This window comes from Pseudovibrio sp. Ad26 (assembly GCF_001623285.1).
Lineage (GTDB): Bacteria > Pseudomonadota > Alphaproteobacteria > Rhizobiales > Stappiaceae > Pseudovibrio > Pseudovibrio ascidiaceicola.
The window spans coordinates 112,965-125,764 of record NZ_LMCE01000058.1 but is presented as its reverse complement, the minus strand read 5'-3'; the positions used below and the strand labels follow the sequence as shown (position 1 = coordinate 125,764).

The window sequence follows — 12,800 nt, the reverse complement described above, 5'->3', positions numbered from 1 at the left end:
TGCGCATATGGTGAAGTTAACCTCATTTTACGAGCCTTGCTTGACGTTCCCCCTAGCCTAATGCGACAGAATACCTATGAAAACCTTGAAAAGCATCTGCGTATATTGCGGCTCCAATGCTGGAAGTCAGCCGCTGTTTGAAAAAGCGGCGATTCAGCTTGGTGAATTATTAGCCCGTGAAGGGATTCGACTCGTTTATGGTGGCGGATCCATTGGACTTATGGGAGCTGTTGCGAAAACTGTTCTTGAAAATGGCGGAGAAGTCACCGGTGTCATTCCCAAGTTCCTGATGGAACGAGAGGTGATGCTGGAAGATGCTCATGAGCTGATCGTTACTCAGGACATGCATGAGCGCAAACGCACCATGTTTGAAAAAGCTGATGCGTTTATCGCGCTGCCCGGTGGGATCGGCACTCTTGAGGAACTTGTGGAGATGCTGACCTGGGCTCAGCTTGGCCGCCATGACAAGCCCATGCTGCTTCTCAATCTTGACCAGTTCTGGACGCCTTTGGTGGAATTGCTCGACCACATGCGTAGTCTTGGCTTTATTCGCCCGGACAGCGACATCACCTACGAGATCACCGAGGATGTTGGTCAAAGCGTCGATATTCTTTGCAAGGCCATTGAGGGCTGCAAAGTTGAACATCCTGATTTGAAGGATATGTAACAAAAAGGCCGCTGAGTATTCAGCGGCCTTTTTTAATTATTGTCCAACTCACTGTTACGCCAGCTTCGCAACGCGGCGCCTTGCCATCACACCGTCGACCGAGAAGATGACGAGTGAGAACCAGATCATTCCAAACGCAAACAAGCCCTCAATCGACAGCTCTTCACCAAACAACCAAATGGCGCTGAGGAAGTGGATGGATGGCGCTATGTATTGCAAGAAGCCAATGTAAATCATAGGCAAGCGGCGCGCTGAAAAGGCGAAGACCACCAATGGGACTGCTGTGATCACGCCTGTGAACAGCAGCAGAGACAAGAACCACGGGTGCTCCACTGGAATTGCTGGATAGATGCCACCGGTGCCAGCCTGCGCGAAGTACCAGATGCCGACAAGTGCAAATGGCAGGACGAGCAGAACTTCCACCAACTGGCCAGCCACAGCGCTTACAGGTGCTTGCTTGCGCACATAGCCGTAGAGCGCAAAGCTGAGGGCCAACACAACAGACACCCACGGCAGTTCACCCACCTCAAAGGTTTTGTAGAGCACGGCAAAGATGGTGATCGCCAGCGCTGCAAGCTGTGCTTTGGACAAGCGCTCGGACAACAGCACAACGCCCAGGCCTACGCTGACGAGCGGATTGATGAAGTAGCCGAGGCTGGCATCCAGCACCCTGCCCGTTTCCACCGACCAGATAAAGATGGTCCAGTTGATGCTGATGACTGAGGCCGAGACCAGCAGGTATCGCAGGCGAGAGAAGTCGCAGAAGATCGCCAGGATCTCCTTACGCAGTTTGCTCATGACCAGAAAGGCGCCAAGAAACAGCACGGAGCCAATCACGCGATAGCAGATCACGATGATCGCCGGCATGTCTGCTGTGAGCTTGTAATACATGGGAGCAAAGCCCCACATGAGATAAGCAGATACTGCTGCGATCAGTCCAGCCTTGAACGCTTCTGGCGTGCTTAGCGGATCAGCAGCGGACGCTGACTGGCTCATTCAACCCTCATATTACAACGTAAACAGGCGCCAGAGATCCTGACGCCAGTTAAAAAAGGAAGGCGTGGCCGCGCATCCGCGACCACAAATCGTTTCGTGCTCAAAAGCCTTTGGCAGTCTTTATCAGACTGTTTCCAGCTCATTCGCTTTGAAAATGCAATAACGAACGGAATCGACCAGAGCCTGGAAGGATGCATCTACGATGTTTTCAGAGACGCCGACTGTGAACCAGCGTTTGCCGGTTTTCTTGTTCTGGCTTTCTATGAGAACACGTGTAATCGCGCTGGTGCCACCGTTCAATATTCGCACTTTATAGTCTATTAGCTCAAGGTCAGCTATCAGGCTTTGGTATTTGCCAAGGTCCTTGCGCAGCGACAGGTCGAGCGCGTTGACCGGACCATTACCCTCTGCGACAGACATGAAATTCTCACCATCCACTTCCACCTTCACGACCGCTTCAGAGACGGTGACACGCTCGCCCAGCGCATTATAACGGCGCTCGACGCCAGTGCGGAAGGACAGGACGTCGAAGTAGTCTGGCACGGAATGCAGTCGTCTGCGGGCAAGCAGCTCGAAGGAGGCGTCTGCGGCTTCATAGGCAAAGCCCTGAGCTTCCAGTTCTTTCACTTCAGCCAACAGACGATCGAGACGTGGATCGGCTTTGTCAGCTTCAACGCCGAGGCGTTTCAGCTCGTTAAGCAGGTTGGACTTTCCAGCCTGATCGGAGACAAGTACACGGCGCTGATTGCCGACCATTTCTGGCGGGATGTGCTCGTAGGTATCTGGATTCTTGAGGATGGCAGAGGCGTGAATGCCTGCTTTGGTGGCGAAGGCATTGGCGCCGACATAAGGAGCGTGGACGTTGGAAGATCGATTCAAGATCTCGTCAAAACTCCTTGATATTGCAGTTAATTCTGTCAGGTCTTCAACTTGGATGCCAAGTTCAACCAGATCACGATACGGCTTCTTCAGCAGCATATTCGGGATCAGAGTGATGATATTGGCATTGCCGCAGCGCTCACCGATGCCGTTGAGCGTTCCCTGCACCTGACGGACACCCGCAACAACAGCAGCCAGTGTGTTTGCGACAGCGTGGCCGGTGTCATCATGGGCGTGGATGCCCAGATTGCTGCCCGGCACCACTTGCATCACTGCATTGACGATCTGCGTGACTTCGTGTGGAAGCGTGCCACCATTGGTGTCGCACAGAACCACCCAGCGCGCACCAGCTTCAAAAGCAGTTTGTGCGCAGGCCAGAGCGTAGTCTGGATTTGCTTTGTAACCGTCAAAGAAGTGCTCACAGTCGATCATGGCTTCTTTGCCCGCCTCAACGGAGGCTTTGACCGTGTCTGCGATGCTTTCCAGATTTTCCTCGTTGGTACACTTCAGGGCAACATCAACGTGGTAATCCCAGCTTTTTGCCACATAACATGTGGCATCCGCAGCGGACTGGAGGACCATCTGAACGCCTGGGTCATTGCTGACAGAGCGCCCAGCGCGCTTGGTCATGCCGAACGCGGTGAAGGTCGCTTTCTTTGTTCTTTTTTCGGAGAAGAACTTTGTATCTGTTGGGTTTGCACCTGGGTAACCGCCTTCAATATAGTCGACACCCAGTCTCTCCAATAAGTCGGTAATGGCAATTTTTTCGTCCACGGAGAAATCAATGCCGGAGGTCTGAGCCCCATCGCGCAATGTCGTGTCGAAAAGATACAGACGCTCTTTCGTCATAGTATGCCTACCCTGCTTATTGTCCTGAGTTCAACCTCAGGCTCCCCTCATGTGACGGAGGTTTCCCTTTTATCTCCGTAGGATTTCTCAAGGCACGTATTGCAGGCGCCTTGAGAAAACTTAGCAAGCCTAACGGGTTATCCCGAACAGAACCATGGAGCAGACTTCAAGTTTCCTTGTGGTATCTGCGTAGTCCATGGCCTTAGTTGCCGTTAAGCGCAGGACCAGGTGGTCTCGATCTCACCTGTTTCCTTGTTTTTCATGTCTTTGAGCACAATGCCGTCGGCTGCCAGCTCATCGCGGATGCGGTCGCTTTCAGCAAAGTCTTTTGCCTTGCGGGCATCCAGACGTTTTGCAATCAGCTCTTCCACTTTGGCCTTCAGCTCCGGAGAGGCATCTGCTTCAGCTTTTTCTTCTTCCTGTACTTTGGAAAATGATTCAAGATCAAAGCCCAAGAACTTGATAGAATTAGCTAATTTCTGTGCTGCGTCTGCATCTCCCCCGCGTGCATCGCGGGCCAGTTTGTGAAGAGCGGCAAAGGCGCGTGGTGTGTTCAGGTCGTCTTTCAGGCCTTCCAGAACACCTTCATCCAGTGCGCCATTTTCCTGTGCTGTGACACCGTGCTTCTTCATCAGCTCAATCCAGCGGGTGAGCTGCTTTTCGCCTTCTGCCAGACTTTTGAATGTAAAGTCGATTGGCTGACGATACTGTGTTTGAAGCAGAGCATAACGGATGGCCTGACCAGACCATTTGCGTCCATCGCCTTCTTCCGTGTCCAGCAGCTGGTGGACGGTGAAGAAGTTGCCCAGAGACTTGGACATCTTCTCGCCTTCCACCTGCAGGAAGCCGTTGTGCATCCACACATTTGCCATGGCATTCGTGCCGTGAGCACATCTGGACTGTGCAATCTCGTTTTCATGATGCGGGAACGTCAGATCGACACCGCCGCCATGAATATCAAAGGTCTTGCCCAGATGCTTTTCAGACATTGCGGAACATTCGATGTGCCAGCCCGGACGACCTGGTGTTTTGATGCCGCATGGGCTTTCCCAACCCGGTTCACCCGCTTTGGATGGCTTCCAAAGCACGAAGTCGGTCGGGTCTTTTTTGTAGGATGCGACTTCCACACGCGCACCGGCGATCATCTCGTCCAGTGTGCGGTTGGAGAGTTTGCCGTACTCGGGCATGCTTGGCACATTGAAGAGGACATGCTCGTCCGCGACATAGGCATGGCCTTTGTCGACGAGTGTCTCAATCATCGTTTTCATCTCTTCGATGTGCTCGGTCGCCCGCGGCTCAATATCCGGCGTTTGTGCCCCCAGCGCAGCCATATCAGCCTGATATTGCGCTGCGGTTTTGTTGGTCAGCTCGCGAATGGAAATACCTTCGTTTGCTGCGCGCTCGTTGATTTTATCTTCAACGTCTGTGATGTTTCGCACATATGTGACATGCTCTTTGCCATAGAGTTGACGCAGCAATCTGGCCAAAACGTCAAAAACTACGACTGGGCGCGCATTACCAATATGGGCGTAGTCATAAACGGTGGGACCACACACATACATGCGCACGTTGGACGCATCCATTGGCACAAAAGCTTCTTTTGTGCGTGTCAAAGTATTGGTGAGCAGAAGTCCCTTGCCGCCCTGGGCTGTGTCTGCGCTCATAATGGTTCGTCTCCTGGCCAGCTGGCCGGGCGTTCATCTCACGCAGAATCAAGGCAGGATAGAACGGCCACAGCCAGCGTTGTCGCTAGCTGCAAATAATGATGGTGCAAGAAGAAGTGTGCATCGCCGTTTTCATATGTTGCTTTTCGCTGATTGTTGCTTACAGGTCAAGTCTTAGTCTCACCAGATCACCCACATTTCTAACTAAGTTAAATACAAAATTTCTACCCGAAGATGCAATTCTAAGGGAAAGCCAAGAAAAAACAGGGAAGTAAAACGTGTCTCACAAGAGTATCTGTGCCACCGTTGTCGCTGCAAGTCTGATTGGAATGAGTTCGCCTTCAAGTGCGACCGGTAATGCCACCTCCTCTGTGAACCCTATAGACCCGTTGAATTTTAATGAGACTGCGGCCTCACCATCAGCTGACACGCCTTCCCCGGACGGCCTTGTGCTGCCAGATATTGATCCCTTAGTCCTGCCAGAAAACGAGCTGCAAGCTCCGGATCTCACCGGACCTGCCGGACAGGTTCTGGATCCATCCCTGTCAGAGCTGTCTGAGTTGGAGCAAACCATCCGGGATCTGATCTTTTCTGAAGATGAAATCGAGCAAGCTGGTTTTAGTTCGCGGCAAGTGGATGCCCTGGCAGAGGCTTACTCCTTACGCAACTTCCGCCCTGTCTGGTTTGAAGACCAGTCTTTGACGCCGCTTGCCAACCGTTTGATTGACGAGATTCGCAAGGCCCCAACCCATGGGCTTGATCCGCAAGCCTATGGTGTCCGGCAGCTGGCTTCCATTCTGGATGTGATGGAAGCGTCCAACGCAACGGCCACTTTACGTGAGATCGCTGTTGTTGAACTGCAGCTGACCCACGTTTTTGCCAGTTACGGCGCCCACCTTGCTGGCGGCGTTGTGCGCCCGACTAAGGTGCTGAAGAATGTATTTATCACCCCGCAGGTTCCAAAGCTGAATGACATGCTTACTCAGCTGGAAGAAACCCGGTCTGTTGAGCAGTTGTTTGCCAGCCTTGAGCCAGAGGCCCCGTCCTACGATCTTTTGAAAGACCAGCTGGCCCGATATAACGCGGCCCTCACCTCTGATTACCCTGTCTACATCGAAGATGGCCCGAGCATCCGGCCCGGTGACACAGGCGCACGGATTTCGCAGCTGGAGAAACGCCTACAAGCCGAGGGCTATGCGCCCTATTATTCCGGATACTCCGGCACCACAGAGCAAGACGTGGCGCCCGCCTTTTACAATGAGGATATGGTTGCGCTCGTAAAAAGCTTCCAGAAACGTCATGGTTTGAGCGTGGACGGCGTTGTTGGCAAGAAGACCCGGGCAGCGCTGAATGCCTCACTCACAGACCGCCGCGATCAAATCCTAGTTAATCTGGAACGCATGCGCTGGGATGATCCGCTTCCTTCTGGCCGCTATGTGAAAGTCAACGTGGCTGAACAGATTGTGCGGGTGATGGAAGGCACGAACGTGCTTTATGAGACCCGCACGGTGGTAGGTAAGCCTCGCCATGCCACGCCTTTGTTCTCTGACACTTTTGAGTATGCAGAGATCAATCCCACCTGGGGGGTGCCATGGTCCATTGCCACCAACGAGTATCTGCCCAAGCTGCGCAAGAATGCTTCTGCCTTGTCTGGCAGCGGGATCAACGTTTACAAGAATGGTCGGCGGGTCGATCCGACGGCGATCAACTGGAATGCTGTCAGCAAACGCAGGTTCGGGTATCAACTCCGCCAGAAGGCTGGGCGGAAAAACGCTCTCGGTGCGGTGAAGTACATGTTCCCGAACAAGCATAATATCTACCTGCACGACACACCGTCCAAGCGCTTGTTTAACAAGGATCAGCGTGCGTTTAGCCATGGCTGCATCCGGGTGCAGGATCCATTTACATTCGGGGAAGTGCTGCTCTCCGGTTCCGGCCACAGCCGCGCCAAAATGGAAAAGCTGCGCGCCCGGGGCAAAACCGTTCGCCTGAAACTGAAAGAGACCGTGCCAGTGCATCTGCGCTACTACACAGCTTTTGCCGGAGATGATGGGGAACTTCAGTTCCGGGAAGACATTTACAAGCAGGACAAAGCGATTCTGGAGGCTCTGCTTACCTCTCAGGATGCCTTCAAGATAAAGATAGCCTCAACCTACTGACCTGACAAATCTGCACAAATTGCCACGCTTCTTATGAGGGATATGGTTAATAGTGCATATTTGAATTAGCTGTGCTAACATATCCCCGATAGAGCTGCATTTCATAATTCAAACGGGGGTTGATTATGCTGAAGCAGGCTATGGGTGCAATGATTGTGGCAAGTGCTATCTCAAGCCCGATCATTTTCCTTGCGGTTTACCTGTTTATGAACTCTGCATGAGTTCAAAGCCATCTCTTCAGATGGTGCTGACAAAATTGAGAGTTCCCGAGAATCTTAGGGCAGCGTTTCGCGCTGCCTTTTTCTTTGCGTGAATATCACTCATCTAAAAGAGTTAAATCGGCAAGCTGGTCGTTTTGTGTTTTTGGCAAGGTGATGTTGGGATGACGGTGGCGGTTCTGTGGGGCAGCACTTCAAGCGGCAGTGCCTCTTGCCGTCATGCCGGATGGAGCGACGCGGAGATCCGGTATTCAGTGCTATACGTGACGAGGTGGGAAGCTGGTTCCCGCATCGCGCTTCGCTTGCACGGGATGACGACTTGGGGTAACCGCCTACGCCTTACAAAACTTATCCCCCTCACCTAAAAGCTGCCTTACTCTGTGTCTTGTGCCCACGCATTCGGGCAGGAGTGGACCGTCCATTCCGCGGCGTGGGTGGGGTTGGGCTGCCGGCATGAGGTAACGTATTGTGTCGGGAGGTCCGGTGAAGCGCCATACCCTTTTGAGGCCACAGTGGTATAGGGAGTTTGGGGTCGTTCCGGAGGGCGTCCGGTGGTGACAAGAAATTGTCGATGACAGGGAAACCTGTCAGTGACACGGGGACGTGTCATTCACGTCTGTCCGAGAAGGAGCCCGCGCGTTCATGATAAAAGGCCCGGGCGAGGCGAGCAGCCATTGCCGAAGAAACATTATTTACAAGTAGCGCAGGCAAAGCCTGTTCGCCTTGCTCCACCCGTTAAACGGGATCCTCAAACACAAACACCGCCGGGATAGCCCAGCGGTGCTCAAAGTGCTTGAGGCGCAGATGTCAAATCTACGCGTATTCTTATCCGAAAACCGGAGCCACTTTTCAGGAACAGGCTTTAGTCATCCAGATAGTCAGCACACTTTTCCGGAACCTGATCGCCCCACGGCATGATCGGCACGGTAGACGTCGAGTTCTTCGGGCTGCCTTCTACGAGCTTGTCGGAGTACACCAGATAGACCAGCACGTTCCGCTTTGCATCACAGCCACGGACGATGCGCATTTTTTTGAAGAACAGGGAGCGGCTCTGGCGGTAGACTTCATCGCCTTGCTCAAACTTGCTTTTGAACTTGATGGGTCCAACCTGACGACAAGCCAATGAGACATCGGAGGTTTCTTCTTCCAGTCCGAGCCATCCAGAGATGCCACCTTTTTCAGGCACTGTGAAGTGACAGGCAACGCCTTCGACTTCCGGGTCATCCAGTGCATAGGTCGCCAGCTTGTGGTCCGGGCTCAAGAGCTTCCAGACGGTTGACTTCTTGAAGATCAGGTCCGGCTCCTGTGCCTGCGCAGTGGTGCCAAGCATCCCCAGCGTTACTCCAAGTACCACAGTCACGTTGCTCACTATTTTCAGGACTGTTTTTCCAAGCGCAGAGATCTGCACGGCTCCCCTCCATTTTCAAAAGAACAAATCAAATCACTCCCGATATAGGAGGTTTTTTGGCAACTACCAGCAAGAGAACCAGAGATTTTTGTAAAACCTACCGGAATCCGTTGGTTTTGCCCCAATAAGGCCATAGAATAGCTTATCTCTAAGACTTCTCTGAGGAAACCAGTATTGCGGGCTATGACCATTTCCAGACTCCCCTTCGCGCACTCATGCGCAGCCGTGGCTCTTGCCCTTGGCGCCTCCCTTATTTGGACCGGGAGTGCGTTTGCGCGCCCTCAGGTGTGCGACAGGCTTGAGACGGAGTTTATCGAGCTTTCTGAGCAGGTCGAAAGCAATGGCAGCTCTAACAGTTGGCAAACAGCCTATGAAGAGCAGCTGGTTCATATCCGCAACGTACAGTCTCAGATGTCCAATTTTGGCTGTGATGGTTCCTTTGGCCCTCCACAGTGCCAGCAACTGAGCTCTTCTTTGCAGCAGATGAATGAGAATCTGACCTATCTGGACAGTCAGAGACAACAGGAACTGTATTCCAGCGTGTTGCAGGACCGGCTTACTGAAGTGAAGCAGGCGCTGGTTGATCTGAACTGTTCAGATCGTTCTGACCAGCGAGTCCAGCCACTGACGCCGGCACAGGCCAATCAGCCTTTGCAGCTGGAGCCACGTTCTACCGCTGGTTTCTCCTCCGGTGGTCAGCAATATGCGACCATGTGTGTGCGCAAGTGTGATGGCTACTACTTCCCGATCAATCCGAATTCTAGTGCAGAAGATCTGACGGAAGATGGAGAGATTTGTCAGGCGCTGTGTCCAAGTCAGGACACTGAGCTTTATGTCTTCCAGGTTCCTCAGGAAACACCTGCGCAGATGCGCTCGTTGTCTGGTGCGCCTTATACGTCCCTTGCCAATGCCTATCTGTTCAGACAGCAGAACAACCCGGCTTGTTCCTGTGATGCAGCAGGTGGACAGCTTGGCAATCTGGAGCCATCACCTGCGATCCCACCTCTGGAGCAGGCCCTTCCGGGTAATCAGCTGGAAGATCTGACACCGGGCGCAACAGCGACCTACCCTGCCATTCCGAACCAGAGTGAGCTGCGTCAGACCGTAGATGCAACAGAGGCCCAGAGTGATATCTCTGAGCCTCCACTTGTTCAGAAGAAATTTGTGCCGCGCGAGGTTGAACCCCGCACAGGCCCTATCAGGAAAGTCGGGCCAAAGTTTTTTCCCGACCGATAAGAGGTAGCATGTTCTTCAGGTCTGGACCGTGTGCCAGACCTGTAATTGCTTTGCGCAGTGGCATGAACAGACCTTTGCCTTTGCGGCCTGTTTCAGCTTTGACAGCTTTGGTCCACTCGCCCCATGTTTCCTCGGTCCATGGCTCTTGCGGAAGCAGAGCTGTGGCCTGAGTGATGAAGTCCTTGTCTTCCTCGGCAATGTCTGGCGTGGCAGACCCAACGATCAGCTCCCACCATGTTTTCGCATCGCTTACGGTGGAGCAATTTTCTTTAATCGCAGTCCAGAACGCTTCATCCCCTTCAACGCCATCTGCTTTCAGGCGGTCGGCGACATCGGCAAAGCTCATGGCATGGACGAGTTTTGCAGTCAGGTGGCCCACATCTTCCGGGTCAAACTTTGCAGCAGACTTGGAGATGCCGGAGAAGTCGAGCATGTCTGCCAGAGCTTCCATGGTTGGAGCTGGTTCAACTGCGTGACTTGTACCTGTCAGCACTGCAAGGGAGCAGACTGCCATTGGCTCATAGCCTTCTTCCCGCAGTGAGCGGATAGACAGGGCGCCAGAGCGTTTGGAAAGCCCCTCACCTGATGCAGTGGTCAGCAGGTTATGGTGACCAAACTCAGGAACTTGTGCCCCCAATGCCTGGAATATGGCAATCTGAACACCAGTGTTGGCAATGTGGTCTTCCCCGCGAATGACGTGCGTGATGCCCATATCCGCATCATCCACGATGGATGGCAGCGTGTAGAGGTACGTGCCATCTGCACGGATCAGCACAGGATCAGACAGGGAGGCAAGATCAACGGTCTGACGACCACGGATCACATCATTCCAATGCACGTCTGTTCTGACAGTGGAGAACGCATCGCCTTCTGCGTGGTTTGGCAGTTTGAAGCGCCAGTGTGGTTTGCGGCCTTCTGCTTCATATGCAGCAATCTGCTCATCAGTAAGCTTCAGGCCCGCACGGTCATAAACAGGAGGACGACCCAGAGCACGCGCACGGTTACGGCGGCGTTCCAGCTCTTCCGGCGTTTCATAGCATGGGTAAAGGAGGCCTGCGTCTTTCAGCTTGGCAGCTGCTGCATCATACAATGCAAAACGCTCGGATTGTTTTTCCACGCGATCAGGGTTGATACCCAGCCACTTCAAGTCTTCAGCAATACCAACTGCATACTCTTCTTTAGAGCGTTGCACGTCAGTATCGTCATAGCGCAGAACGAAATTGCCGCCCTGCTTCTTAGCAAAGAGATAGTTGAAAAGCGCCGGGCGCACATTGCCGATATGGATGTGACCAGTCGGAGATGGCGCGAAGCGAACAGTAACACTCATGGCTGAGCCTTCTCATCAATAAACAAGTTTGACACTCGGGTATCGCGTTGGCCGGTACGGGTCAACCAGCCAATCTCCGATACCTACGGAATATCTCGGGTTTTAGGTTCTGTTACCGGCTTTTGCTGAATTCAAGCTGGAGAACGAACCAGCATCAGCTGTGGCTTTACAGCAAACAAAACCAAGCCCAGGCCGAAGCAATAAAGGCTGGAGAATGCAAACTGAGTGTCCAGCTCAATACCGTTATCCAGAAGAACGCCCATCAGTCCGGGAGCCAGCGCGGATGCGAAGACCATCATCGCCGAATACACTGCACGGATAGACCCCAGATGAGCTGTTCCATAAAGTTCTGCCAAAACAGCAGAGGCAATCGCCCCCCAGGAGCCAACGGTTATGGCGAGGATGATCATAGCAATTGGCACAAAGTACTCTTCGCCGCCAAAGGCAAACACAAGCACACTCACACCAAGAGGAACAACAGAAAGCGGGAGCAATGAGACGGCTGAGAAACGGTCAATCAACATACCAGCAGTCATAGAGAACACAGCACCAGCCGCTGCATAGACTGGCAGATAGGACGGGATCACAGTCCGCGCCCAGCCCTTTGCTTCCATGAAGTGGACCTGATGGAACATGAGGCCCGTGACAAGAAACGGTACAGCGAGCACGGCTGTCATAACCACCCAGAACCGCCAGTCCGACATCACCTGCTTTCTGGTCCAGCTCACAGCAGGACCATTTGAACCTGAAGACTCAAGCGGGTTTTCCGGTGTCCGGTCCTTCTTGAGGGTCAGATAAGCCAGAGGAAGGAAGAAGACGAGAAGCGTTATGCCCGCTGCGGACCAGAGATCCCGCCATGAGAATGCGACCATGAGCGAGACAGCGGCCAATGGCAAAAGCGCTTCGCCTGCCATGTTGCCAAAAGAGGCCAGGCTGAGTGCCTTCCCTCTGGAGCCATGAAACCAGCGCGACATGGCTGTCTGCGAAGTATGGGGGAGCATGCCCTGCCCGAACAGACGTAGACCATAGAGGCAAATTGCAAGTAATATGATGGAGTTATGCCAGCTCATTAAGAAACTGAATCCGGCAAGAATGATAATTGCAGCACACCCGACGACCACAGGGCGATAATAATCGACTATCCTGCCCAAATAGATGAGCGTTGCAGCACTTGCCAGTGTCGCGAACATGTAAATTGAGCCGAAATCACCGTGAGAGAGGCTATAGGTCTCACGGATCTGGGAGGAAAATTGCGCGATGAAGAAGGTTTGACCAAAGCTGGAGCCAAACCCGAGAAGAAACCCGCCCGCGACCCAGCGCAGGTTGCGCTGGAGAAATTGGAAGAAAGTCATAGACTTAACCTAAAAAGCGTAGAAAGTGATTCAGGCAAGGCGTGA

At 53.1% G+C, this 12,800-nt stretch carries 9 protein-coding genes; 3 read left to right on the top strand and 6 right to left on the bottom strand.

Annotated elements, in window-relative coordinates; all coding sequences use genetic code 11:
* The first annotated feature begins 76 nt into the window (after positions 1–76).
* Positions 77–667, top strand: a complete 591-nt coding sequence (locus tag PsAD26_RS13340) for a TIGR00730 family Rossman fold protein (RefSeq protein ID WP_063293117.1) — start codon at positions 77–79, stop codon at positions 665–667.
* A gap of 54 nt (positions 668–721) precedes the next feature.
* On the opposite strand, the gene rarD is transcribed toward PsAD26_RS13340, so the two are convergent.
* The 3 genes from rarD to cysS form a co-directional block, all read right to left on the bottom strand.
* Positions 722–1,663 (bottom strand): EamA family transporter RarD, encoded by a 942-nt coding sequence (gene rarD / locus PsAD26_RS13335; RefSeq protein WP_057466058.1) that lies wholly within the window; start codon positions 1,661–1,663, stop codon positions 722–724.
* A gap of 123 nt (positions 1,664–1,786) precedes the next feature.
* Complete coding sequence (cimA, locus tag PsAD26_RS13330) at positions 1,787–3,391, bottom strand: citramalate synthase (protein ID WP_063310814.1); 1,605 nt, start codon at positions 3,389–3,391, stop codon at positions 1,787–1,789.
* 212 nt (positions 3,392–3,603) lie between these two features.
* Positions 3,604–5,055, bottom strand: coding sequence for a cysteine--tRNA ligase (gene cysS / locus PsAD26_RS13325; RefSeq protein ID WP_063310813.1), 1,452 nt, complete (start codon positions 5,053–5,055; stop codon positions 3,604–3,606).
* A gap of 278 nt (positions 5,056–5,333) precedes the next feature.
* Here cysS and PsAD26_RS13320 point away from each other — a divergent pair, with 278 nt between their 5' ends.
* Complete coding sequence (locus PsAD26_RS13320) at positions 5,334–7,214, top strand: L,D-transpeptidase family protein (protein WP_063310812.1); 1,881 nt, start codon at positions 5,334–5,336, stop codon at positions 7,212–7,214.
* 1,080 nt (positions 7,215–8,294) lie between these two features.
* Here PsAD26_RS13320 and PsAD26_RS13315 read toward each other — a convergent pair.
* A complete protein-coding gene (locus PsAD26_RS13315; protein ID WP_208985685.1) occupies positions 8,295–8,762 on the bottom strand; it encodes a CreA family protein in 468 nt (155 codons plus the stop codon).
* Positions 8,763–9,023: 261 nt separating this feature from the next.
* Here PsAD26_RS13315 and PsAD26_RS13310 point away from each other — a divergent pair, with 261 nt between their 5' ends.
* On the top strand, positions 9,024–10,076 hold the full coding sequence (locus PsAD26_RS13310) for a DUF2865 domain-containing protein (protein WP_063310811.1): 1,053 nt from the start codon (positions 9,024–9,026) through the stop codon (positions 10,074–10,076).
* Here the strand turns inward: PsAD26_RS13310 and gltX are convergent.
* Positions 10,039–11,403 (bottom strand): glutamate--tRNA ligase, encoded by a 1,365-nt coding sequence (gene gltX, locus PsAD26_RS13305; protein ID WP_063310810.1) that lies wholly within the window; start codon positions 11,401–11,403, stop codon positions 10,039–10,041. The genes PsAD26_RS13310 and gltX overlap by 38 nt on opposite strands.
* A 131-nt stretch (positions 11,404–11,534) precedes the next feature.
* Positions 11,535–12,755 (bottom strand): MFS transporter, encoded by a 1,221-nt coding sequence (locus tag PsAD26_RS13300; RefSeq protein WP_063310809.1) that lies wholly within the window; start codon positions 12,753–12,755, stop codon positions 11,535–11,537.
* Between the last annotated feature and the right edge of the window lie 45 nt (positions 12,756–12,800).